Below are 23,805 nucleotides of genomic sequence, written 5' to 3' on the forward strand. Positions count from 1 at the left end.
TGCTCTACCGACTGAGCTAATGGGTCATTTTGCAACTCACAGTTATATATATTACAGGATAAGATATTGTTTGTCAACACTTTTTTTTAAATTTTTTATGTGGTTTATTTTACCAAAATTTAACCTCTGATACTAAAGCATCAGAGGTCAAACTGCAGACAAAATAGAACTATAATAATTGAAAAAATATAAGCGAATAATTACAAAGCTTTAGTAAAGAAAATAAGTATAACTTGAATCCCTGATACTAAAGCATCAGGGGTTGCTAAATTAGAAAATATTCTCTCTTAATATAGTTGCATTTCTATTAGGCCCTATAGAAACAATCTTAACTTTTACACCAACAAGTTCTTCAATCTTAGAAATATACTTCTTTGCATTCTCAGGTAATTCATCAAATGTTTTTACATTCTCTATATCTTCTTCTTTCCATCCATCTACAACCTCATATATAGGTTTACACCTTTTTAAAGTTTCTAAACTCGAAGGAAAATCTTTAACTACTTTTCCATCAAGCTCATATGCTGTACATATCTTTAATTTTTCAAAACCTCCCAATGTATCTAACTTAGTAATTGCAATAGAAGTTAATCCATTTATTCTAGCTGAATATCTTAGCATAACAGTATCTAACCATCCACATCTTCTTGGTCTACCTGTTGTAGTTCCATATTCATATCCTTTTTCTCTTATCATATCTCCAGTCTCATCAAACAATTCTGTTGGAAACGGTCCTTTTCCTACTCTTGTAGTATAAGCTTTAACTACTCCTAAAACTTCCTTTATACCAAAGGGGCTTATTCCAGTTCCAACAGTTACTCCGCCAGAAATCGGGTGAGATGAAGTAACATATGGATATGTTCCAAAATCTATATCCAAAAGTGTACCTTGTGCTCCTTCAAATAATATCTTTTTTCCATTTTCAATAGCTTCATTTAATAACGCAGTTGTATCGACAACGTATTTTTTTATTTTTTCTAGATAATCCATATATTCTGTTACAATACTATCTTCCTCAAGCCCACTTTCACCATAAAGCTTCTCGATTATTTCATTTTTTTCTTTTATATTTCTTCTAAGCTTTTCCTCTAAAATATCTTTATAAAAAATGTCACACATTCTAATACCTTTTCTCTCAACTTTATCTCTATAACAAGGACCTATTCCCTTAATTGTTGTTCCAATTTTACTTTTGCCTCTTTTTTTCTCTTCAAACTCATCTAATTTAATGTGATAAGGAAATATAATATGTGCTCTATCACTTATTCTTAAGTTATCAGTTTTTATACCTTTATCATTTAAGTACCTTATCTCCTCTAATAATGATTTAGGATTTACAACAACTCCATTACCAATTACACACAATTTTTCTTCGTAAAAAATACCTGATGGTATTAGATGTAGTTTAAACTGCTTCTCTCCTATTTCAACAGTATGACCTGCATTATCTCCTCCTTGATATCTAACAACTATGTCAGCTTTCTCAGATAAAAAGTCCGTTATCTTCCCTTTACCTTCATCTCCCCATTGAGCACCTAATATAACAAGTGTATTCATTTAATCAACCCCTTTGTTATTTGTTTAACCTTCTTATTATTTCTCTTGCTACAACTACCCCTGCAGTAGAAGCTTGTGCTAATCCTCTTGTAACTCCCGCACCATCTCCCGCAGCAAATAAATTTTCTATTTGGGTTTCAAGATTATTAGTAAGCTTAACTCTCGAAGAATAAAATTTAACTTCTACACCATACAAAAGAGTATGTTTTGAAAATACTCCAGGAGCTATCTTATCCATAGCTTCTAGCATTTCTATTATGTCTTTTAAATGTCTATACGGAAGTACTAAACTTAAGTCGCCAGGAGTAGCATCAATCAATGTAGGTTGAACTAAACTTCTTCTTAATCTATCTTCTGTAGTTCTTCTACCATCCAATAAATCTCCTAACCTTTGTACTATTACCCCATCTCCTAACATATTAGCCAATGTTGCAATATACTTCCCATAAGCTATAGGAGAATTAAATGGCTCAGTAAATTCCTTAGAAACCAAAAGAGCAAAATTAGTATTTTCTGTTTTTCTTTCTGCATAACTATGTCCATTAACAGTTTTTATGCCATCATTATTTTCTACAACTACTTCCCCATAAGGGTTCATACAGAAAGTTCTTACTCTATCATCAAATGATTTTGTATAATAAATCAACTTAGATTCATAAACAACATCAGTAATTTCCTCTAAAACTACAGCTGGAACTTCTACTCTAACACCAATATCAACTGCATTATTTTTTAGGCTAAGACCCAACCTTTCAGCTTCATTTTTAAACCATTCAGATCCTTCTCTACCTGGTACTGCAACTACATAATCGCTAGAATACTCTTCGTCTTTAGTTTTAACACCTGAAACTTTACCATCTTTAACTAAAATCTTTTCAACAGGTGATAAATATTTTATTGTTATTTTATCCCTTAAGTACTCTTCCATTCTCTTTAATATATTAAAACATCTTTCAGTACCTAAGTGTTTAACCTTTGCAGGTATAAGTTTCAAATCTGCAGCAGCTGCTTTTCTTTGAATTTCTCTTATTTTATCGGTATTAGTACCGTGTATTTTTTCTGTAGCACCAAATTTCAGATATATTCTATCAACATAATTTATGAGGTCTTCAAGCTCTTTTTTCGTCATATACTCGTCTAGAACACCACCGAACTCTGAAGTAAGTGTCAATTTACCATCACTAAAAGCACCAGCTCCTCCCCATCCGTTAACAATAGAACAAGGTCTACACTGAACACATTTAACACCTTTTGTTTTTATTGGACATACTCTACCTTCAATACTCCTTCCTTTTTCAAGTAGCAATATATCCATATTTTCGTCATATTTTAATAATTCTAGTGCAGTAAAAATCCCCGCAGGTCCACCACCAACAATTATAACATCATAACTTTTCTTAGGCATCTTCATTACCTCTCTTCTAAAATAATTTTCGTTACAACACGAATGACCCCTAACTATATTATCAAATCACTTTATTAAAGTCAATAAAATGCCGAATAATATTTTAATTATTATTTGTAACGTTCGTTTTTGCGATAGTCGTTTTTACTTAACTCCATTTTATAATAACAGCAATATAACTTTCCTTTTTTAAAAACAAAGCCATCAGTCAAATCACCATGTCTTTCTTTTAATAAAACATTGTATGTTTTTATGTCTAGTTTTTTAAGATATTCCCCTATTCTTTTAAAACCATTTTTTTCATAGCATCTTATTGCCCTTTTGTTAAATTTTGCGACACTTAAACACATTGTTTTCATTTTAAGTTTATTAAAAAAATAATCTAAGAAAATATTTAAGGCTTCAGTACCATAACCTTGATTTACAAAGTTAGCATCTAAAGTTATCCCTAAAGTTGCCTCTTTTTTGAATTTTTTGATTTTTCTGATTGTTAAATATCCAATTGTATATCCATTTTCATTTAATATACCAAAAGATTTTCTATTTTTCTTGAGTGTTCTATCTTTATACCACTGTCTTAATTCTTCATCTTTTAATTTAGGAAAATTATAATCAGAAAAAAGCGGTTCTTCATGTTTCGCCCAATCTTGCATTGCATATACATCTTCTAATTCCAAAGATCTTATAGTCACCCTTTTCCCTACAATTAAACACATATACTAACCCTCGCCCCTTAAGTTATCTATATTATATTATATCACGCAATTAATCTCTTTATATTTGACACACTTCCTTTTTTATATAAAAACACATCCAACCGATTGCTGGATGTGTTTTTAATATTATTTATTATTTTCTAATAATTTTTCCCCAAACTCCTTACCAAACTCTACACATTTTTCAAATGATTTTTCATATGGTACAAAATTCACCTTCAACCCATCTTTAACAATCTTTAATTTAAGATTCTTAAGACTTTCTTCTATAATTTTTACTGCTTCACCACTCCAACCATACGAGCCAAAGGCAGCTGCTAACTTTCCTCTATTTGTTATAGGATTAATTAAGCTCAACAGTTTATAAATTGGTGGTAATATATTTTGATTTATAGTAGGAGAACCTATTAATACAGCTGTGCTTTTAGATATTTTCTCTTCCAATTCAAAACTATCCATCATTTCAATATCACATATTTCAACATCAATATCTCCCGCTTGTTTTATTCCCTCCGCAATCTTTTCCGCCATCTTACCAGTGTTTCCATAAGCAGAAACATAAGCAATAAATACTCTATTTTTTTGCGGCTTTCTATCTGCATCTTTAGCCAATTCCTCAGATAATTTAACATATTTTCTCCAATTACTTCTTAATATCGGACCATGTCCTGGACAAATAATATCTATATCTAAACTTTTTATTTTATCTATAGCTTTAATCATATAATTACTAAAAGGTTTTAATATAACATCAAAATAATACTTAAAAGCATCATCAAAATCTCCAACCAAATCATCAAACATCCTATCGTCGCAATAATGGCTTCCAAAAGAATCACAAGTAAATAATATCTTATCTTCTTCTAAATAAGTATACATACTATCTGGCCAATGCAAGAAAGGTGCTGAAATAAATCTCAAAGTTTTATCTCCTAAACTCAACGTATCACCATCATTTACAATCATATACTTAAAATCTATATCAACAATATGTTTTAAAAAATTGATAGCTGATTTAGAAGCAACCACAATAGCATTAGGTGCTATTCTCAATAGATGTCTTAAATTACCCGAATGGTCCGGTTCTGTATGATTCAATATAATATAATCTATCTCTTCAGGATTTACAACAGTTTTTACTTTCTCTAAATATTCATTTTTGAATTTCTCCTTAGTCGTTTCTATAATAGCTTTCTTTTCAGCATCAATAAAATACGAATTATATGTAGACCCATACTTTGTCTCCATAACAACATCAAATGTAACTAATCCAGGATCTAAAACGCCAATCCATTTAATTTTGTCTTTTACATCTAATATTTGCTTATTGTGCATTAAAATACCTCCTAAATTTTATTTCTAAATTTTAATTACCCAGAATACCTTTTTTATAAACAAATTTTCATTAACAAGCCAAGTTAAAACCTTCAATTTAAAATTATACAGACAAAAAATGAAAAACGAGGGCCTAAACCCTCGTTATAAAATAATTTATTGTCTATACTTCTCTAAATTCAAAAACTTAGTAAACTGTCCCATCCAAACTAATTCAACTGTACCTGTAGGACCATTACGCTGCTTTGCTATTATTACCTCACCAATATTCTTTTTATCTGTATCTGGATGATAATATTCATCTCTATATAAAAGCATTACTACGTCTGCATCCTGCTCTATTGCACCAGATTCTCTTAAATCCGATAAAATAGGCCTATGGTCAGACCTTAACTCAGGCGCACGTGAAAGCTGAGATAAAGCAACTACTGGACAGTCCATTTCTCTTGCCAAACCTTTTAAGCCTCTCGATATAGCAGATATCTCTTGTTGTCTATTCTCAGTTTTTCCATCTCCCTGCATTAACTGCAAATAGTCAATAAGTATCAAGTCTAATCCATTTTCTATTTTTAATCTTCTACATTTCGCCTTCATTTCACTTAGTGTAATTCCAGGCGTATCATCAATATATATTTTAGCCTGAGACAAAGGACCCATCGCTCTTACTAATCTCATCCACTCATCTTCACTCAACTGCCCATTTCTAATTTTTTGTATCTCTACATGTGACTCAATACTTAACATACGCTGTACTAATTGCTCTTTTGACATCTCTAAACTAAATATCGCAACAGATGCATTACTTTTTAATGCACTATTTAATGCAACATTTAATGCAAAAGCAGTTTTTCCCATTGATGGTCTAGCAGCAACTAATATTAAGTCTGATTTTTGTAAACCAGATGTTTTATTATCTATATCAAGAAATCCTGTAGATAAGCCTGTTATACCACCTTTATTTTCAAACATTTCTTCAATTTTATTAAGACTGTCTAACAGAATACTTTTAATCGGTGTAAATCCTTCATGACTTTTTCTTTGTGTAATGTCAAATATCTTCTTTTCCGCCAAATCGATTATATTACTTATTTCTTCATCAGCTTCATATCCCTTGGACATTATCTCATCAGAGGCTTTAATCAATTTCCTTAAAATCGATTTCTCTTCTACTATCTCACAATAATGCTTTATATTAGCAGTTGTAGATATGCCTTCTGATAAATCAGCTAAATAGGTCATTCCACCAATCGCTTCTAAAGTACCTCTCTTTTTCAATTCTTCAGATAAAGTTATCAAATCAACAGGTTCATTTTTGTCATTAAGCGCTAGTATAGCTTCATATATTTCTTTATGAGCTTCTTTATAAAAATCATCTGGCCTTAATATTTCAATAGCAGTAATTATCGAATCTTTGTCTAATATCATTGATCCTAAAACAGACTGTTCAGCTTCAATACTATGTGGAGGTACTTTCCCAATAGTTTTTATATTATCAGCCATAGAGCTCACCTCCTAATATAAACTTTCAGCACTTTTTAAGGCAATTCCTTAAAAAGTGCTGATACAACAAAATCCACTAATTTTCAGATACCTCAACCTTAAGCTTTGCTACAACAGATGGATATACTTTAATATCAACAAAAGTCACACCAAGAGTTTTTATATTGTCTTCTAACATAATTTTCTTTTTATCAACCTTTATTTTATGCTGTTTATTTAATGCATTAGCAATGTCTTTGCTTGTAATAGAACCAAATAGCTTGCCATTCGTCCCAGCTTTACCTTGGATTTTAACACTAATACTAGATATCTTTTCAGCTAATTTTTTAGCTCTTTCTAATTCCTCTTTTCGTTTAATCTCTCTAGCTGCTTCCTGTTCTTTTAATACCTTTAAATTACCTTCAGTTGCTTCTTTAGCAACTCCTCTCGGTAAAAGAAAATTCCTCGCATAGCCATCTTTTACATTAACAACACTACCTTTTTTACCAAGTCCCTTAACATCTTTTAATAATATTACCTTCATTACTCTTCACCTTCCTTAATATATTCTCTTATCGCTTCTTTCAATCTTTCTTTTGCATAGTGTAAATCAGTTCCATCCAACTGCGCGCCAGCCGCCGTCAGATGACCTCCTCCTCCTAATTTTTCAAGAATCAACTGAACATTAATATCACCTAACGATCTGCCACTTATATGTATTTTATCATCATTTATCACTAATACAAACGAAGCTTTTATACCACTAATATTCAACAAATCATCTGCTGATTGCGCAGCAATCAATACTGAATCATCATTAATTTCCTCTAATGTTGATATTGCAATAATACCATCTATTATCTCAGCTTTCTTTACAACTTCTGCTCTTAAAATAAACGTATATAAATCATCCTGAAATAATTTTCTTACTGACGTAGTATCTGCACCAGCTCTCCTCAAGAAAGAAGCTGCCTCAAAAGTCCTTACTCCAGTTTTAAAAGTAAAATGCTTTGTATCTACTGCTATGCCAGCTAACATAGCTTCTGCTTCAAATTTTTCTATCTCAATTTTGTCTCCCATGTAATAAAGTATTTCTGTAACTAATTCACACGTCGACGAAGCATAAGGCTCCAAATACATAAGAACAGGCTCTTCTATAAATTCTGCACCTCTCCTATGGTGATCAATCAAAACCACCTTATCAACTATATCTAATAGTTCTGGGGCTTCTGTATAGCTTGGTCTATGAATATCTACAACAATGCACAAAGAAGACTTGTCTGCCTTAGCTACAGCCTCCTCAGGAGTAATTATGTGTTTTAAATACTGAGGATGATCTTGCTTTATTTTATTATAAATATTCTTTATTGAAGGATTAACTCCACTTAATACGATATATCCATCTTTCCCTCTATTCTTAACAGCTCTAAATATACCTAACGAAGCACCAAAACTATCCATATCAGCTATCTTATGCCCCATAATAAATACTCTATCTGATTGGTCTATAAGCTGTCTTAAAGCATGAGAAATAACTCTTGCCTTTACTTTAGTTCTTTTCTCAACCGCTTTACTCTTACCTCCATAAAATTCAAGTTTGTCTATCTTTTTAACAACTGCTTGGTCTCCACCTCTTCCTAACGCAATATCTATGGCTGCTCTTGCAAATTCATAGAGCTGAGCAGGATTTTTCCCATTTACACCTACACCCATACTTAAAGTAACTGGTATTTTATTACCTGCACTTATTTCTCTTATATCATCAAGTATGTCAAATTTTTTTGTTTCTAAATTTTGCAAATACTTATGCTCAAAAATTATCAGGTATTTGTCACTTTCATATTTTCTTATAAGTCCATTTATTCTTGATGCAAAAATATTTAATCTTCTATCTATTTCTGCAATAACTATTGGTCTTGAAGTCTCTTCAGTACTTTTTATAACTTCATTATAATTATCAACCTGTACTAAACATACATTAATTTTTTCATCATTATATTTGTCTTTCAATATAGTAAAATTAGTTACATCTATCCAATATAACATTATTATATAGCCTTTTTCGTTTTTATTTTTGTTCTCCTTTTTTACTATATTATACAACACTTTATAATGTCTATCTTTAATTGTTGCCTCAATTACCATATCTTTTTCATTATTCATTATATCGTCTACATTAAATCCTGGAATTATATCGTTTATCCTAGTTTCAAGTATATCTTCTCTATCGATCATTTCCATGAATTTAGGATTATACCAAGTTATCCTTCCATCTATTTCAACCATTGCTAAAGGAATTGGTAAATTTAAAATCGCATGCTTTGTAGCAGTATCAAAATCTTCTGTAAGACTTTCTATATATTTAGTCCACTCAACCTTTTTTAAGTGAACATTTCTCCAATGATAATAAATTAAATAGAACAAAACTATTACCCCAATACCTGCAATTACAGGTTCATAAAAAGCTATAATTCCTATAAGTATCCCTATTATCCATAGATAAATTTTAGTGTCTGGTACTAAAAATCTAAAGATATTCTTCCCCTTTCCCATTTTATCCTCCTAAAAAATTAGGAAACTTTAACTTTCCTAAAATTAATAAGCGAATCTACAAAACCAATAAAAGAAATAAGCAGCCACATAGGAATATACATCACTGATAATACTAATATTATCGCCTTTATGAATTTATTAGTTTTTCTTTTGTCTAAATAAAATACTAAAACCGCAAGCCCTTGTATGAAAAGAATAAATAGAACAATAATCATTACATTTAGAAATATCGTCTGATAATAGAACATTTTAAAATACTTAATAAGCCAAGTAGATATAAATATTACTAAAATACCCAATATTGCATTGCTAGGCATTTTAAAATATTTAAATCGCGGTACATGTATATCTCTATTACCAATCTTTCTTAATACAGCTCCTGATATTAAGTAATTAAGATATGCTATGAATCCTGAAAAAATAATTAAAGATGCAGGTAATATAGCAATCATATAATCTATAATCATATCCATCATACTTTTAATTTTTGACATTTCATAGTTGGTTAAACTCATATTTTTTATCATCTCTAACTGAACTTCAAATGCTCTATTAAGAGAAAGCTCCATATGTTCAACGAAACTTATTCCAAATATATATCCTGATAACAATATAACAGTTAAAATCGAACCGAAAAATACTAATGTAGTAACAATTAAAACCTTGTATGACTTCTCCTTTTTATTAAGTAAATAAACAAATGCTATAGACAAAGGTCCAAATAATAACAGCATAAATATTCCAGTAAGTAAATCTATCAATATACCCAATACAAAACTTGATACTATAATCGACAATATACTATATCGTAAGTTTCTCCTGAATCCCAATATTATAAAAGGGACAGGATATAATAATATTACTATAGAAAATATATTAATCCCTATTAAAGCTAAAATAATCGTTAAAGCTGTAATCATTCCCGCTTCTGCTATCGCTTTAGTTTTATCATTTAAGTTCAAAAAAATCACCTCTATTATTTTCTTGATCTATTTAAGTATTCTCTTAATTTACTCAAATCACCATACCACTTTTCTATTTTATGTTCTTCTATTATCCCTAATTTAATTTTATTTTCAATTTTGGAATCTATACTTTCAAAACTAAAACCCAATCTTTTTCCAAGCAAATATGTTACCAAAATAATATTAGCTAAAGCATCTAATAAAGCTTCCTGACTATTTTTTATCCCTTTAACAAACAACTCAAAGAGCGATGCTACAGCTGTCAAAAGTTCACTTTTAAGCCACTCAATAACTTTTATATTTTTCGTTATATCTATCTTATCATCTTTAAAACCCATATTTTACGCCCCCCATATACATTATAGCAGATTTGCATAAATAATGAACTATTCCAACAATTTCTAACTGTAACCTTAATAAAATTCTACATAGTAGAGTTTATTATGTCAAATGAAAAAAGAGAAGTGGTCGCCCACTTCTCTAATATTATTCTACAGTATATGGTAATAGAGCTATATTTCTTGCTCTCTTTATCGCTCTTGTCAATTGTCTCTGATGTCTTGCGCAGTTTCCTGTGATTCTTCTTGGAAGTATTTTACCTCTTTCAGTCATATACTTTTTAAGTCTATTAACATCTTTGTAATCTATCTTCTCAACTTTATCAGCACAGAAACTACATACTCTTTTTTTCCTATTTCTTCTAGCCACTCTTGTCCCTCCTTCTAGAATGGAATTTCGTCATCATCTACTGGTTGAAACCCATCTGCTGCTATCAAATCATCTGTCCTCATACTCATATTTTCTCTACCAGTTTTATTGTCTCCCCAATCTAGGAATTGTACTCTATCTGCTACTATTTCTGTAACATATCTCTTTTCTCCTTGTGGAGTTTCATATGATCTAGTCTGTATACGACCTTGAATTCCTACAAGTCTGCCTTTTCCTAGATAGTTAGCACAATTTTCAGCTTGTCTACCCCAAACTACGATTTTAAAGAAATCTGTTTCTCTTTCTCCTTTTATATTAGTAAAAGGTCTATCAACTGCTATATTAAAGGTGGCAACTGCTCTTCCATTTTCAGGTAGAAACCTCAATTCCGGGTCTCTTGTCAATCTACCAATTAATAAAACACAATTCATTAGTTCACCACCTTTACTCATCTTCCTTTACAATCATATGTCTGATAACTTGCTCAGTTATCTTAGAAATTCTGTCAAGCTCGTTTACTACACTTGACTCACCTTGGAAGTTAATAACAACATAATATCCTTCAGCGTAATGCTTGATTTCATATGCAAGTCTTTTTACGCCCCACTCATCAATCTTTTCAACAGTACCATTTTGCTCGATGATACCTTTAAATTTTTCGATTATGCTGTTTCTAACTTCCTGCTCTAGATCTGGGACAAGAATAAACATAGCTTCGTATTTTCTCATCACTTTCACCTCCCTTTTGGACTTACGGCCCTATCAAATAGGGCAAGGTCAACTACATTCCAGTATTATATCACTAAAAAGGGCATATTACAACAATTTTTAAAAGTTTTTATATTAACTAGATCAATAAACTAAAGGCCCCTTAAAAAGGGACCTTTTATATTAAAGCATTTCCTTTATCGCCTCTGCCAATCTCTTAATTCCTATTACTATTCTTTCTTCATCCATATTTGAATAATTAAGTCTCATTGTATTTTCATGACCACCGTTAGGGAAGAATGAACCACCTGGTACAAATGCAACATTCTTTTCAACAGCTTTTTCTAAAAGTTCTCTAGTATTAATGTGCTCTGGTAATTCAACCCAAGTAAATAATCCACCCTCTGGATAAGTATATTTAATTCCTTCAGGGAATTCTTCTTTCATAGTATTTAGCATTAAATCTCTTCTTCTCTTATATACTTCTTTAATCTTATTAATGTACTCATCTAAATCATATTTTTCTAAAAACTTATTTAACTCTCTTTGAGCTATAGTACTAGTTTGCAGGTCTGCACCTTGTTTAACTAAAATATATTTTTGCAAAACTTCAGTATCAGCACAAGTCCAACCTAATCTTAATCCAGGACAGAAAGTCTTAGAGAATGTACCTAAGAATATAACTCTTCCTTCTGTATCAAAATGTTTAATTGCTGGTGGTCTTTCTCCTTCAAATCTTAACTCACCATAAGGATTATCTTCTATAATAGGTAAATTGTATTTATTTGCAACTTCAATTAGTCTCTTTCTTCTTTCTATAGACCAAGTTCTTCCTGATGGGTTTTGGAAATCAGGAATTACATATATGAATTTTGCTCTTTCTGTTTTTTCTAAAATCTTCTCTAATTCTTCTATTATCATACCATCATCATCAGTAGGTACTTCTGCAAATTTGCACTGATAAGCTTTAAAAGCATTTATTGCTCCAAGATAACTTGGACTCTCACAAATTACTACATCATCAGGGTCTAAAAATATCTTTCCTGTAAAATCAAGACCTTGTTGCGAACCACTAGTTATAAGAATATTTTCATAAGTTACGTTAACACCTACTTTAGCCATTCTTTCTGCTATTTTCTTTCTAAGAGGAGTATATCCTTCCGTTGTTCCGTACTGTAATACTTTTTCTCCTTCTTCTTCTAAAACTTCTCTCGTTATTTCCTTCATTTCTTCAACAGGAAACAATTCTGGTGCAGGTAATCCACCCGCAAATGAAATAATTTCTGGTTTCTCTGTAAGCTTTAATAGTTCACGTATCTCAGAAGCTTTAATATTTTCCATGCGCTTTGCATAATTCAATGCCATAGTAAGCACCTCCAAATCTTCATAATTTACAAAGTAAAACGTTTTCCTTTTTCTCTCTATATTTAGTTTACTATATTTATCTAATATTGTCTATTTCAATTACTTCACATTTTGACAAATAATGAATTTTCCAGTGTTTAATTTTATTAATTTTTTTTAATATATATCTTCTACTCATTATTTTGTTCAACTTGACTAATAATTTTCTTAATTCTCTTTTCTAATTTTTTTCTTGGTAGCCATATCTGCCTATTACATTCAAGGCATTTAATTCTAAAATCTATTCCCGTCCTCATAATTTCCCATTTATCTCCTCCACAAGGATGTACTTTTTTCAATTGTACAATATCTCCTACATTAAGCTTCATAGGCATAAATATCTCTCCTTTTAAGAACTAAATAAAGCTACCTCTTTTATGAAGTAGCTCTAAATATATTATATTATATTTTTTTGTTTTTAAAAACAAAAGAATATTTTTTGTATTTTAATATACCTTACTTACTATCCTTTTGCCGTTTTCTCTCATAATTTCATATATTCCCTTTATATTAAGTGATGTACTTTGAATACATGACAATACTTCTTCTAAAAAATTTTTATCAAACCTGATAGATAAACCACAGCTTGCAGTTATCTCTCTAGGAGTTGGTATAACTTTAATTTTTATATTTCTATCTTTTAAAATTCTTTCTCCCTGTATTGCATGATTAGTTGAATTAAATACTGCAACACAAAATTCTTCTTTGATCATACTAAATCATCCTTCTATAGTACTATAGTATTTGCTGCATTCTTCATGTTTTCCAATATAGTATACATATTTGTAACTTCCCCTACTTTTAACTTATCCTTCAAATCATAATAATCTAAACAAGTTCCACAAGATAATATCTCTACTCCCTGCTCCTCCAATTTCTTTAAATCATCTATTACTTCTGACCCCTCAGTAGTTAATTTTACTCCACTATTTAAGAAAAGTAAAGTCGATGGATATGGAATCGATTCAGTCAATGTATATATAAATCCTTTCATCAATATTTTGCCTAATTCATCAGAACCTTTACCCATTTTATCAGAACTAAAAACTACAGTCATATCTTTAAATATATTTGGCTGACAAGTATTTCTTTTAGCTTCTACAGCTTCTCCCTTAGTAATATGAATTATAAAATCATTATCTTTAGTCTTCTCTACTTTAAAATTATAGTTCATACTCTTAACAAGTTTAGATACATTTTCTTTAGCAATCTCATTATCTACAATAGTAATAACAACTCCGGATTCTATCTCGTCTAATGCTTTTTTAGTCATTATTACAGGCTTAGGACAAGCCTTACCTCTTGCATCAACTTCCTTTTTCATTTTAATACCCTCCTGTTTTACAAAGCTTACATACGCCTAAAACTTTAATTATATTATAGTTTTATTTAACTATAACATTCAACATAATAAAGGTTCTATAGATATTATCTATATTAATAAGTCTTATTATAAAGTTTATCTATAGTTTTGGATACTTGATACTGGGTACTGGGTACTACTTGGTACTGGGTACTAGGTACTGGAGTTAGTGAATAGAGAATAGAGGACAGAGGACAGGGATAAAAAGTTAAAAATTAAAAATTGAAAATGAAAAATTAAAATTAATTACTGGTTATTCGTGGCTTACTTCTGGCAATTCACTATTCGACAGTTAATAGTCGATAATTATTAGTCAACAATTGCTAGTCTATCGACTATTAACTATCCACTTTCGACTTTCTATATTAATTTTTTTAATTGTTGGTTTAATTTTTTTAATATTTATATTGACTTTTATTAAATATAGTAATAATATATAATTAGAAATTAAAATAATTTATTTTATTCTTATTAAAAATAAATTATTTTAATTTGTTTTTAAAAATATATTAAACAAGGGGGCTTCTCTTTGAAAGATAGCATCCAAAAGATACTAACAATGTTAGAAAGAAAAGAAATTAGTGCAAAAAAAGCTATTTATTTATTAAAGAATTTACAACCTGATAATAATAAACCTAAAAAAAGAGCTTCAAAAATAAAAATCACTATTATAGACGAATCAGAGCATAAAATTAAAATACCTGCAATACCTTTTTGGATGATTGAATTATTAGTTAATATAGGATTAAAACTTATTACCATTACTTCTAAATACTCAAAACATTTAGATGATGATACTTTGAAACACATAAAAGCCTTAAAAGATATAGACTTAAATGAAATATTTAAAGTCCTGAGAATGCATGAACCTTTTAATTTAGTAGATGTTGAAGATGAAAAAAGTGGGAGTAAAATCAAAATAATTACTTTGTAGGACATAAAAACAAAAAAGGAGCGTTTTTATGTATAAAAAATTAGTAAGTATATTTTCACAATATAGTGGATTATCAAAGTCTGCATATGTAATTTTTTTCGCAAGAATAATTACGAATATGGGCGCATTTATATGGCCCCTACTTACACTTATACTAAGCCGTAAGATAGGTTATTCAGCATCTACAATAGCTATAATATCGTTAAGTATAGGAATACTATATTTACCTGCAACTGTATTAGGTGGTAAGTTAGCTGACAAGTATGACCGTAAGAAAATAATTATAATATTTGATTTTTTAAGTGTTGTATTCTTTATATCTTGTGCATTCATAGAACCAAGTAACTTAATGACAGTACTATTTGTGCTTGCAGGATTATTTGCAAATATGGAGGGTCCTGCTTTTGAAGCATTAATTGCTGATGCTACAAAACCACAAGAAAGAGAAAAGGTATACTCATTATCATATCTTGGGCATAACTTAGGTTTTATTATAGGAGCTGCTGTAGGAGGATTACTATTTGAAAAGTATTTAAGTTTAGCATTTATAATTGATGGATTAACAACATTATCTTCAACTATATTAATTATTTTGTTTGTAAATGTTCTGAAAACTGATGATTTAAAAGATAATGAGAAAAATGAATATGAAGACCATGCTGGTGATGATGTTTCATCCTTTGATATTTTAAAAGAACGCAAATCAATATTAATTCAGTTACTTGTTTTTATGCTCGCAGCATTTATCTATGATCAATGGTCATTTACATTACCTCTTTATATGGAAACTATATTCTTAGATAAAGGAGCTCAATACTTTGGCTTACTAGCAAGTTTTAATGGATTAATAGTTATTTTATTCACACCAGTAATGACTCGATTATTAGAAAAATTAAATGAGCTGCCAAAGATTATTATTGGATTACTTCTTTATTCATTAAGTTTCTTAATAATTAGAAATGCAGTAGTGTATTGGGTGTTTTTTGTAATGATGTTTGCATTTACTATAGGAGAAATAATTAATATGTTAGGATCCTCGCCATATATAAGTAGAAGAGTTCCAGCTTCACATCGTGGAAGAATCAATAGTTATCGTAACATTGGATATTTCATAGGTGGAATTGGAGGACGTGTTATTATGGGTTGGTTAATAGATACATTTTCATATGCAACTGCTTTCACAGTCTTAGGAGGAATAGGTGTAGTTAGTGCTACAATAGTTTATTTTAATTATAAACTTGATAAAAAAATATTCCCAAAACTTTATGGAGGAAAAATTGCATCAGAAAAATAACTACCAATATTTATTATGTTATAATAAATATTCAAAAAAACAAATGTAAAAAAGATAAAAGAAAAAATCATAGAAGGAGGATAGCTAATGAAAAAAGAAGTAATCGGAAAATGTCCCGTTTGTAGCAATGAACTTAACGTAACAAAACTCCATTGCGATTACTGTAATACAACTATAGAAAGTAAATTTTCTTTATGTAAATTTTGTAAGTTAAATGATGAACAAAAGTATTTTGTTGAAGTTTTTATTAAGAACAGAGGAAATATTAAAGAAATCGAAAAAGAATTAGGAATATCGTACCCAACAGTAAGAAATAAACTTGAAAACGTTATAGAAGCTTTAGGATATAGTCCAAAATATACTCCAAAAATTGATAGAAAAGAAATTCTAGCTAAACTTAGTACAGGAGAAATAACTGCCGAAGAAGCTGTAAAACTGCTAAAGGAATAAAGTGAAAATTTTTAAAAATTAATTTTGAATAGGGGGAAAATATTATGTCAAATTTTAAAGAAGAGAAATTACAAATCCTTAAAATGATTGAAGAAGGGAAAATAACACATGAAGAAGGATTAGAATTGTTAAACGCAATAGAAGAAAAAGATAAAGAATTTAACACATCTAACGCAAAATGGATAAAAATAAGAGTATATGACCCAGATGATAAAACTAAGGTTAATGTAAATATACCTATCGCTTTAGTTGATGTAGGTCTAAAATTTGCAACAAAATTTTCACCCGAACTTAAAAATTCAGACCTAGAAAACATCAATTTAGAAGAAATTATACAAATAATTAAAAGTGGAGCGCAAGGAAAAATAGTAGATGTAACAAATGAAAGTAATGGAGAAAAAGTTGAAATTTACGTAGAATAAGCATGGCAAAAGCCATGCTTATTTAAATAATCCATATCCTTTAAGATAATTGATTATTAAATTATTGCTATACAAATAGTATCCTATAGTTGAATCATAAATACCTTTTGCTATAGCTCCATCTGGAAACATTGTAACAACAGGAGTAATAATAGCAAACAAAATGTATATTATAAAAATTCCTTTTATAAGGCCAAAAATTAACCCTGCTGATTTGTTTATTTGCCTTAAAACTGGTAATTGTGCTATATTGTCAAGAATACTAACTACTACATATAATATGAATTTAGCAACCAGAAAAACTATTATTATACTTATTATATCTACAAAAAGTCCTGTCAATTTAGTAGATATCATATCTCCAGCTGTATTTATTGTATTGTTCATATAGGAATTAACATTCGGATCATTTATCATTTTTTCACCTAATTTATTTGGTAATTTAAGTATTTCAAAAAAATCACCTATACTACCAGAATTCCCTATCTTATTTATTATAATTTCTACTCTCGTTGTAACATATTTTTTTATAGTATAAATAAAATTTGGATTATTTTTTATAAAATTCGCAAGTACAGGATAATATAATTTAGCTATGTATAAGGATAAAATAAACCCAACCAAGTTAAACAATGTTATTATAAGACCTTTACTTAATCCTCCTAGCCCATTTACTAAAAGTATAACAATGACAACATAATCTACCCAATTCATAAAAATCAGCTCCTAATTACTCTTCAAACTAACTAGCTTCATAATTTTTATGTTTTTATTCGTAATAACAATTAATTTATCTCTTAAAATACCTATCGTTTTTATCTTTTCGCTAGTATTATAGTTTAAAAATACATCTTTACTTATTCCATATATCTTTTTTTCACCGACTAAATAAATACTGCCATCTTTTGTGTATATCTTTTTAACACTTTTATCAACTTCTTTTTTCATTTTAGTCCTACCGTTTATACTAACAGTCTCTAAGTATCTTTTATCTCCAGCATATAGCAAAATAATTTGCTTATTATTAGTATCAATCATCAAGTCTAATATTTCTCCATTAATATTTCTATCCCAAAGCAGCTTTTGCTTACTGTTTAATAGCCTAATGTCGCTTTGCGTAACTGATAGTATTTTATCTCCAATAAAATTAATTTTAGCAATTATATCATTTTCAATATTTTGCCCCCAAATCTCATAACCATTTATAGAATATAATGCTACTTTACTTTTTATCTTTTCATCACTTAAATCTAAAGCATTAATAAGTACTTTCTTCTTATCATTTGAAATATCACAATCTAAAGCTACCCCTTGCTCCAAGATAATATTTCCAACTAAATCTCCTTTTAAATCAAATATATTTATTTGATCCTTACTTTCTCCAGCCTTTGTAAATATTATCAAACAATCTTTCTTTTCAACAATATCTTTAATCGATTTTTTAAAATCATAACGCCAAATTTCCTCACCCTTTAAATTTAAAGCAGTAACTTGTCCATTTAGAGTGTCTAATATATATATATTTTGCTTACCAAATCGTATAATTGGATTTACAGTCCTTATATCTTTTTTCCATGCTATACTCCCGTTATAATATAATGAAATAATTTTATTTGAATTTGCAATCAAAATTTTATCGTCATAAATTTTAACTCCAGAATATTTATTCATATCTACATTTATGTTAGATATGCTCTGTAAAGTTTTTTCACTATTATTTAATAATTTACCTATATTAAACATCCTGCTAGAAGCAATTAGTATAAGTAAGAAAAATAACAATATAAAGAATTGCAATCTTTTATTATGTCTCTTTGATCTACTACCTCTCAAAATCTCCAACTCCTTCAGTAAAGCTATTTAGCCTATAGTTTATTATTCTTTTTTCTTAGGTAAAATCCTTCTGTTTAAACTTCTAAATCTTTTTAAGTATAAAGCTTAAAATAATTGAAACTAAAATAGGAACTCCAATTATGCCATATAATGGATATAATATTGATATTAATTTTGAAAAACCAACCTTTGCCATAGGTATTGTTAAAAATACAAAAAATATTGAAAATAATCTTTCATCTATCATAGTAATTTTTGATACCCTTCTTATACAACCAAAACCATTCGCAATCGCTGTAGTAAACATTGCACACCACAATATCAAACTATAAATTGTTTTACCGTTTTTACCCAAGTATTCAGCCATTTTTAACATAGGAATTTCAAGACCAAAAACATCTGTATAGAGTATTAGTAATGGAACAAGTATAAACGCTGATAATATTCCAAGACCTAATCCGCCAAATAACCCTCCTTTAATAGCTTCTACTTTATTAGGTATTATAGATGACAAAGTACTCATCACAACTAAAACAGGTATACAATTATAACTTACATAAAGTATCGATGAGGTTAACCAATTGCCAGTTATTGAAATCTCAGCTCCATTATAATTACTAAAAACTAAACCTTCTTTTGAAATCACAAGTATGCTTAATATAGTAATACCTACTAATAATAACGGAACTATTATTTCGTTCACTACTGAAATACCTTTAATACTAAATAAAAAAGTTATAAGTGTTGCTATTCCCATAATAAATATACCAATATTATAAGGTAAATGAAACTGTTCCAAAAAGATAGCACCACTACCCGCTAACATAACACAATATCCACCAAATAAGAAAAATAATATTAAAGCTTCTAATATTGTACTTAATTTATCTCCAAATATTGAAATTAAAAATTCCTGATAACCACTTAAATCATTTTTATATACAGAAACTAAAATAATAATCCCTATAATACAAAACAATATTCCTGAAACAATAATTCCCAATAAACCTTTAATACCAAATACTCCAAAAAATTTTATTATCTCTTGACCTGATGCAAAACCTGCACCTATAACCGTTCCAATGTATATAAAAGATAAAGTTATCCATTTTCCACTTTTCATAGACAAGCCCCCTAACACTCCATTATTAATTTTATGTGCAAGGAGGCTTGACTAATGATATATATTTAATTTTTTCTATTAATATAATGAGTATGAAGTAATTGATGAGACTTATGCCCTAAAGGCTCTTTTAAAAATTCTTCATAAAGTACATTTACCACAGGGTTTAAATGAGATTTTCTTATAGCATATGAAATATCCACATTATATATAGCTTCTATTCTCTTCTTCTTAATCTCATTTGTATTTGGTATAGGCTGACCACCACCACCTATACAACCACCAGGACAACACATTACTTCAATAAAATGATAGTCTGTTTTCTCTTCTTTAATCTTGTCAAGAATCATTCTAGCGTTTTTAAGACCATTAACTACTGCTACTTTTACTTTTACATTATCTATTTGTACTTTCGCTTCTTTATATTCATCTATACCTCTTAAAGCAGTAAATTCTACTTTCTCTAGCTCTTTACCTGTCATCTTCTCATATACTGTTCTAAGCGCAGCCTCCATTACCCCACCGGTAGCTCCAAATATAGCACCTGCTCCTGTTGCAATTCCAAACGGTTTATCAAATTCTACCTCTTCTAAATCCTCTAGCTGTATTCTTGATTCTTTAATCATTTTACCTAATTCTCTAGTTGTTAAAACAATATCCACATCTTGATAGCCTGAACTATACATTCCTTCTCTAACTATCTCTGCTTTTTTAGCAGTACATGGCATAATAGATACTACAACTATATCTTTCGGATTTATTCCAAATTTCTGAGCATAATATGTTTTAGCTAAAGCCCCGAACATTTGCTGTGGCGATTTGCACGTAGAAACATGCCCTAATAACTCAGGATAGAAAAACTCTATATACCTTATCCAACCTGGACTACACGATGTTATCATAGGGAGTTTGCCGCCATTTTTTATCCTATGGAGTAGTTCATTCCCTTCCTCTACTATTGTCAAGTCAGCTGTAAAGTTTGTATCAAAAACTCTATCGAATCCTATAGCCTTTAAGAAAGCTACTATTTTCCCTGTAACTATGCTACCTGGCTTAAATCCAAATATTTCTCCTAATGATACCCTAACTGCAGGTGCCATTTGCACAACTACATGTTTGCTTTTATCTTCTAATACATTCCATACTCTTTCAATATCGTCTTTCTCATATATAGCACCTACTGGACAAACATTAATACATTGGCCACAATATACACATGCAACATCACTTAATTTTTCATATAATCCAGGTAAAATTTTCAAGTCACTACTTCTATTAATAGCATCTATTGCGCCAACCCCCTGTACATCATGACATACTTCTATACATCTTCCACATTTAATACATTTATTAGAATTTCTAACTATTGAAGGATTAGATTCATCAAGTGGTAGATTTTCTGCTATCCTATCATATTTTATTTCTTTTATATTTAGTTCTTCACTTAGTTTTTGTAATTCACAATTTCCATTTCTTACACATGTCAAACAATCACTATCATGTCTTGCTAAGATTAATTCCATTATACTTTTTCTTGCTTCTCTAACTCTTCTTGTATTTGTTCTTATTTTCATGCCATCTCTAACTGGTGTACAACATGAAGCTGAAAAACTCTTTTGGCCCTCAATTTCAACTATACAAATTCTGCAAATCCCCTTTATTTTTTGGTCTGGATGATAGCAAAGAGTAGGAATATTAATATTTATCTTTTTTGCAGCTTCAAGTATTGTTGTACCTTCTTCTACTATTATTTCCTTGCCATCTATGAAAATTTTCGCTTTAGTCATCTAAAACACCTCCTTTAAAGGTGCATTTACCTGCTCTACAATATCCTTTTAAATGCTCTTCATATTCTTCTTTAAAATATTTCATCGTAGTTATCAAAGCAGTTGGAGCTGCTTGACCTAATCCACATAACGAACACTGCTCCATAACATACGAAATATTTTTTAATAATTCGAAATCTCTTTCATTACCTTTTCCTTCTGTTATTTTTTTTAGCATCCTAACTACATGATAGTTACCTTCTCTACATGGTGTACATTTACCACATGACTCATGTTGGAAAAATTGAGAAGTTACCTTTACAAAATCAACTACACATGTATTATCATCCACAACTAAGATTGCTCCAGATCCTAATCCTATACCATGTTTTCTCAATTCGTCAAAATCAAGTCTTAAATCTAACATATAAGCAGGTATACAGGCACCTGAAGAGCCACCCAATTGTACAAATTTCAACTTCCTATCCTTTATAAGTCCACCACAAATATCATATATAATCTCTTTTAAAGTAATGCCAAATTCTACCTCGTAAACTCCCTTATTTACTACACTGCCAGATACAGAAATAAGCTTAGTTCCACTACTTGATTCTGTTCCATATTTTTTATAATTTTCAGCTCCTATTTCTAAAATAACTGGAATATTAGCAAGCGTTTCAACATTATTTACAAGAGTTGGCTTTCCCCATAAACCTTTATTAGGAGGATATGGAGGTTTAAATCTAGACCTTCCAGGACTACCTTCAATAGACTCTATTAATGCAGTTTCTTCACCACATACATATGCTCCAGCTCCTGATCTGATTTCGATATCGAAACTAAAATCACTACCCAAGATATTGTGGCCTAGGTAACCTTCTTTTCTCAGTCTATCAACTGCTTCGATCAGTATTTCTCTTGATCTTGGATACTCACCTCTTATATAAACAAATCCTTTTTTAGCACCTACTGCGTAACCAGCTATAATCATACCCTCTATTATCTGAAGTGGACAACCATCTAATAATATCTTATCTTTAAAAGTTCCTGGTTCTCCTTCATCTGCATTACATATCACATATTTCTCATCACTTTCTTCCATAAATACAAACTGCCATTTCAGTCCTGTTGGAAATGCAGCGCCACCTCTTCCTTTCAAATTCGACTTCTTTATCTCATCAATAACATCTATTGGCTTCATTTTAAATAAAACTTTTTCTAAACTCTTAAAGCCGCCATTTTCTTTATAATCCCCTATTGATAAAGGGTCTAGTTTGCCACATAACCTAGAAATCAAATTTACCATTACTTCCCCTCCTTTCTTAATGAATCTAATATTTGGATTATCTTACTTTTATCTAAATTTCCATATACTTTATCATTTATCTTTACTGCTGGAGCTAAGTTGCACGCCCCTATACAACTTGTATATTCTAATGAAAACATCCCATCCTGTGTTACTTCCCCCATTTTTATCCCTAAAACTTCTTCAAAAACTTTTACAATATCAAAAGAACCTGAAATATAACATGGTGCGCTATTACAAACCTGAATAACATACTTACCCCTTTCTTTAATAGATAACATTGAATAAAATGTTGCTACTCCATAAACTCTACTTAGTGGTATATCTAACGATTCTGAGATTATTTTTAAAGTTTCCTTCGGTACATAATTACCTTCTGTTCTTGACTGTATTTCAAGTAGTATCTCAATCAACTTATCTTTTGCATTTCCTTGCTCCTCAATTATCTCTAATACCATTTGCTGCAAATTCATATATATCCCCC

Annotated in this window: 26 protein-coding genes; 4 read left to right on the forward strand and 22 right to left on the reverse strand. The window is 29.9% G+C overall.

Going from position 1 to position 23,805, the window contains the following annotated elements; genetic code table 11:
• Positions 1 to 270 precede the first annotated feature (270 nt).
• The 16 genes from TR13x_RS09390 to yedF form a co-directional block, all read right to left on the reverse strand.
• On the reverse strand, positions 271 to 1,557 hold the full coding sequence (locus TR13x_RS09390; protein WP_054871675.1) for an adenylosuccinate synthase: 1,287 nt from the start codon (positions 1,555 to 1,557) through the stop codon (positions 271 to 273).
• Between the two features lie 16 nt (positions 1,558 to 1,573).
• On the reverse strand, positions 1,574 to 2,962 hold the full coding sequence (locus TR13x_RS09395; protein ID WP_054871676.1) for an NAD(P)/FAD-dependent oxidoreductase: 1,389 nt from the start codon (positions 2,960 to 2,962) through the stop codon (positions 1,574 to 1,576).
• Positions 2,963 to 3,072: 110 nt separating this feature from the next.
• A complete protein-coding gene (locus TR13x_RS09400; protein WP_200905849.1) occupies positions 3,073 to 3,654 on the reverse strand; it encodes a GNAT family N-acetyltransferase in 582 nt (193 codons plus the stop codon).
• Positions 3,655 to 3,804: 150 nt separating this feature from the next.
• A complete protein-coding gene (locus TR13x_RS09405) occupies positions 3,805 to 5,013 on the reverse strand; it encodes an FprA family A-type flavoprotein (RefSeq protein ID WP_054871678.1) in 1,209 nt (402 codons plus the stop codon).
• Between the two features lie 156 nt (positions 5,014 to 5,169).
• Positions 5,170 to 6,513: a replicative DNA helicase gene (gene dnaB, locus TR13x_RS09410; protein ID WP_054871679.1), complete on the reverse strand. Its 1,344-nt coding sequence runs from the start codon at positions 6,511 to 6,513 to the stop codon at positions 5,170 to 5,172.
• 76 nt (positions 6,514 to 6,589) lie between these two features.
• Positions 6,590 to 7,036, reverse strand: a complete 447-nt coding sequence (gene rplI / locus TR13x_RS09415) for a 50S ribosomal protein L9 (protein WP_054871680.1) — start codon at positions 7,034 to 7,036, stop codon at positions 6,590 to 6,592.
• Positions 7,036 to 9,045 (reverse strand): DHH family phosphoesterase, encoded by a 2,010-nt coding sequence (locus TR13x_RS09420; RefSeq protein ID WP_054871681.1) that lies wholly within the window; start codon positions 9,043 to 9,045, stop codon positions 7,036 to 7,038. Before TR13x_RS09420 ends, rplI begins: the two co-directional genes overlap by 1 nt.
• A 17-nt stretch (positions 9,046 to 9,062) precedes the next feature.
• Positions 9,063 to 10,007 carry a YybS family protein gene (locus TR13x_RS09425; protein WP_054871682.1) on the reverse strand — a complete coding sequence of 315 codons (945 nt, stop codon included), beginning with the start codon at positions 10,005 to 10,007 and terminating at the stop codon, positions 9,063 to 9,065.
• A 14-nt stretch (positions 10,008 to 10,021) separates the two neighbouring features.
• Positions 10,022 to 10,348: a MazG-like family protein gene (locus TR13x_RS09430; protein WP_054871683.1), complete on the reverse strand. Its 327-nt coding sequence runs from the start codon at positions 10,346 to 10,348 to the stop codon at positions 10,022 to 10,024.
• Between the two features lie 148 nt (positions 10,349 to 10,496).
• Positions 10,497 to 10,739: a 30S ribosomal protein S18 gene (gene rpsR, locus TR13x_RS09435; protein WP_054871684.1), complete on the reverse strand. Its 243-nt coding sequence runs from the start codon at positions 10,737 to 10,739 to the stop codon at positions 10,497 to 10,499.
• Complete coding sequence (locus TR13x_RS09440; RefSeq protein ID WP_054871685.1) at positions 10,733 to 11,149, reverse strand: single-stranded DNA-binding protein; 417 nt, start codon at positions 11,147 to 11,149, stop codon at positions 10,733 to 10,735. Before TR13x_RS09440 ends, rpsR begins: the two co-directional genes overlap by 7 nt.
• A 13-nt stretch (positions 11,150 to 11,162) precedes the next feature.
• Positions 11,163 to 11,447 (reverse strand): 30S ribosomal protein S6, encoded by a 285-nt coding sequence (gene rpsF / locus TR13x_RS09445; protein WP_054871686.1) that lies wholly within the window; start codon positions 11,445 to 11,447, stop codon positions 11,163 to 11,165.
• 162 nt (positions 11,448 to 11,609) lie between these two features.
• Positions 11,610 to 12,791: a PLP-dependent aminotransferase family protein gene (locus TR13x_RS09450; RefSeq protein ID WP_054871687.1), complete on the reverse strand. Its 1,182-nt coding sequence runs from the start codon at positions 12,789 to 12,791 to the stop codon at positions 11,610 to 11,612.
• A 170-nt stretch (positions 12,792 to 12,961) separates the two neighbouring features.
• On the reverse strand, positions 12,962 to 13,165 hold the full coding sequence (locus TR13x_RS09455) for a DUF951 domain-containing protein (protein ID WP_054871688.1): 204 nt from the start codon (positions 13,163 to 13,165) through the stop codon (positions 12,962 to 12,964).
• A gap of 111 nt (positions 13,166 to 13,276) precedes the next feature.
• Entirely contained in the window at positions 13,277 to 13,543 is a 267-nt protein-coding gene (locus TR13x_RS09460; protein WP_054871689.1) for a DUF3343 domain-containing protein, read from the reverse strand.
• A gap of 14 nt (positions 13,544 to 13,557) precedes the next feature.
• The gene (yedF, locus tag TR13x_RS09465; protein WP_054871690.1) at positions 13,558 to 14,154 is read right to left on the reverse strand and encodes a sulfurtransferase-like selenium metabolism protein YedF; all 597 of its coding nucleotides are present in this window, start codon (positions 14,152 to 14,154) and stop codon (positions 13,558 to 13,560) included.
• A gap of 568 nt (positions 14,155 to 14,722) precedes the next feature.
• Between yedF and TR13x_RS09470 the strand changes: the two genes are divergently transcribed.
• The 4 genes from TR13x_RS09470 (at position 14,723) to TR13x_RS09485 (ending at position 17,293) form a co-directional block, all read left to right on the forward strand.
• Positions 14,723 to 15,127: a hypothetical protein gene (locus tag TR13x_RS09470; RefSeq protein WP_054871691.1), complete on the forward strand. Its 405-nt coding sequence runs from the start codon at positions 14,723 to 14,725 to the stop codon at positions 15,125 to 15,127.
• Between the two features lie 28 nt (positions 15,128 to 15,155).
• On the forward strand, positions 15,156 to 16,421 hold the full coding sequence (locus TR13x_RS09475) for an MFS transporter (RefSeq protein WP_054871692.1): 1,266 nt from the start codon (positions 15,156 to 15,158) through the stop codon (positions 16,419 to 16,421).
• A gap of 87 nt (positions 16,422 to 16,508) precedes the next feature.
• Positions 16,509 to 16,871 (forward strand): DUF2089 domain-containing protein, encoded by a 363-nt coding sequence (locus TR13x_RS09480; RefSeq protein ID WP_054871693.1) that lies wholly within the window; start codon positions 16,509 to 16,511, stop codon positions 16,869 to 16,871.
• A 44-nt stretch (positions 16,872 to 16,915) separates the two neighbouring features.
• The gene (locus TR13x_RS09485; protein WP_054871694.1) at positions 16,916 to 17,293 is read left to right on the forward strand and encodes an SHOCT-like domain-containing protein; all 378 of its coding nucleotides are present in this window, start codon (positions 16,916 to 16,918) and stop codon (positions 17,291 to 17,293) included.
• An 18-nt stretch (positions 17,294 to 17,311) separates the two neighbouring features.
• Here TR13x_RS09485 and TR13x_RS09490 read toward each other — a convergent pair whose 3' ends face one another.
• The 6 genes from TR13x_RS09490 to TR13x_RS09515 all read right to left on the reverse strand — a co-directional run bounded on the left by TR13x_RS09490 (position 17,312) and on the right by TR13x_RS09515 (position 23,794).
• Positions 17,312 to 18,007, reverse strand: a complete 696-nt coding sequence (locus TR13x_RS09490) for a CvpA family protein (RefSeq protein WP_054871695.1) — start codon at positions 18,005 to 18,007, stop codon at positions 17,312 to 17,314.
• Between the two features lie 12 nt (positions 18,008 to 18,019).
• The gene (locus tag TR13x_RS09495) at positions 18,020 to 19,126 is read right to left on the reverse strand and encodes a DUF5711 family protein (RefSeq protein ID WP_054871696.1); all 1,107 of its coding nucleotides are present in this window, start codon (positions 19,124 to 19,126) and stop codon (positions 18,020 to 18,022) included.
• Between the two features lie 82 nt (positions 19,127 to 19,208).
• Positions 19,209 to 20,249, reverse strand: a complete 1,041-nt coding sequence (locus TR13x_RS09500) for a hypothetical protein (protein ID WP_054871697.1) — start codon at positions 20,247 to 20,249, stop codon at positions 19,209 to 19,211.
• Between the two features lie 65 nt (positions 20,250 to 20,314).
• Complete coding sequence (locus TR13x_RS09505; RefSeq protein ID WP_054871698.1) at positions 20,315 to 22,036, reverse strand: NADH-dependent [FeFe] hydrogenase, group A6; 1,722 nt, start codon at positions 22,034 to 22,036, stop codon at positions 20,315 to 20,317.
• A complete protein-coding gene (nuoF, locus tag TR13x_RS09510; RefSeq protein ID WP_054871699.1) occupies positions 22,029 to 23,321 on the reverse strand; it encodes an NADH-quinone oxidoreductase subunit NuoF in 1,293 nt (430 codons plus the stop codon). The genes TR13x_RS09505 and nuoF overlap by 8 nt, the downstream gene beginning before the upstream one ends.
• Complete coding sequence (locus TR13x_RS09515; protein ID WP_054871700.1) at positions 23,321 to 23,794, reverse strand: NAD(P)H-dependent oxidoreductase subunit E; 474 nt, start codon at positions 23,792 to 23,794, stop codon at positions 23,321 to 23,323. Before TR13x_RS09515 ends, nuoF begins: the two co-directional genes overlap by 1 nt.
• Positions 23,795 to 23,805 lie beyond the last annotated feature (11 nt).

The sequence above is a fragment of the Caloranaerobacter sp. TR13 genome (assembly GCF_001316435.1).
GTDB lineage: Bacteria > Bacillota > Clostridia > Tissierellales > Thermohalobacteraceae > Caloranaerobacter.

What these genes read in the sequence shown, in the direction of transcription:
- TR13x_RS09390 (WP_054871675.1), bottom strand. Translation starts at nt 1,557, where the DNA reads ATGAATACACTTGTTATATTAGGTGCTCAATGGGGAGATGAAGGTAAA.
- TR13x_RS09395 (WP_054871676.1), bottom strand. Translation starts at nt 2,962, where the DNA reads ATGCCTAAGAAAAGTTATGATGTTATAATTGTTGGTGGTGGACCTGCG.
- TR13x_RS09405 (WP_054871678.1), bottom strand. Translation starts at nt 5,013, where the DNA reads ATGCACAATAAGCAAATATTAGATGTAAAAGACAAAATTAAATGGATT.
- dnaB (WP_054871679.1), bottom strand. Translation starts at nt 6,513, where the DNA reads ATGGCTGATAATATAAAAACTATTGGGAAAGTACCTCCACATAGTATT.
- rplI (WP_054871680.1), bottom strand. Translation starts at nt 7,036, where the DNA reads ATGAAGGTAATATTATTAAAAGATGTTAAGGGACTTGGTAAAAAAGGT.
- TR13x_RS09420 (WP_054871681.1), bottom strand. Translation starts at nt 9,045, where the DNA reads ATGGGAAAGGGGAAGAATATCTTTAGATTTTTAGTACCAGACACTAAA.
- TR13x_RS09430 (WP_054871683.1), bottom strand. Translation starts at nt 10,348, where the DNA reads ATGGGTTTTAAAGATGATAAGATAGATATAACGAAAAATATAAAAGTT.
- TR13x_RS09440 (WP_054871685.1), bottom strand. Translation starts at nt 11,149, where the DNA reads ATGAATTGTGTTTTATTAATTGGTAGATTGACAAGAGACCCGGAATTG.
- rpsF (WP_054871686.1), bottom strand. Translation starts at nt 11,447, where the DNA reads ATGAGAAAATACGAAGCTATGTTTATTCTTGTCCCAGATCTAGAGCAG.
- TR13x_RS09450 (WP_054871687.1), bottom strand. Translation starts at nt 12,791, where the DNA reads ATGGCATTGAATTATGCAAAGCGCATGGAAAATATTAAAGCTTCTGAG.
- TR13x_RS09455 (WP_054871688.1), bottom strand. Translation starts at nt 13,165, where the DNA reads ATGCCTATGAAGCTTAATGTAGGAGATATTGTACAATTGAAAAAAGTA.
- TR13x_RS09460 (WP_054871689.1), bottom strand. Translation starts at nt 13,543, where the DNA reads ATGATCAAAGAAGAATTTTGTGTTGCAGTATTTAATTCAACTAATCAT.
- yedF (WP_054871690.1), bottom strand. Translation starts at nt 14,154, where the DNA reads ATGAAAAAGGAAGTTGATGCAAGAGGTAAGGCTTGTCCTAAGCCTGTA.
- TR13x_RS09475 (WP_054871692.1), top strand. Translation starts at nt 15,156, where the DNA reads ATGTATAAAAAATTAGTAAGTATATTTTCACAATATAGTGGATTATCA.
- TR13x_RS09480 (WP_054871693.1), top strand. Translation starts at nt 16,509, where the DNA reads ATGAAAAAAGAAGTAATCGGAAAATGTCCCGTTTGTAGCAATGAACTT.
- TR13x_RS09485 (WP_054871694.1), top strand. Translation starts at nt 16,916, where the DNA reads ATGTCAAATTTTAAAGAAGAGAAATTACAAATCCTTAAAATGATTGAA.
- TR13x_RS09490 (WP_054871695.1), bottom strand. Translation starts at nt 18,007, where the DNA reads ATGAATTGGGTAGATTATGTTGTCATTGTTATACTTTTAGTAAATGGG.
- TR13x_RS09500 (WP_054871697.1), bottom strand. Translation starts at nt 20,249, where the DNA reads ATGAAAAGTGGAAAATGGATAACTTTATCTTTTATATACATTGGAACG.
- TR13x_RS09505 (WP_054871698.1), bottom strand. Translation starts at nt 22,036, where the DNA reads ATGACTAAAGCGAAAATTTTCATAGATGGCAAGGAAATAATAGTAGAA.
- nuoF (WP_054871699.1), bottom strand. Translation starts at nt 23,321, where the DNA reads ATGGTAAATTTGATTTCTAGGTTATGTGGCAAACTAGACCCTTTATCA.
- TR13x_RS09515 (WP_054871700.1), bottom strand. Translation starts at nt 23,794, where the DNA reads ATGAATTTGCAGCAAATGGTATTAGAGATAATTGAGGAGCAAGGAAAT.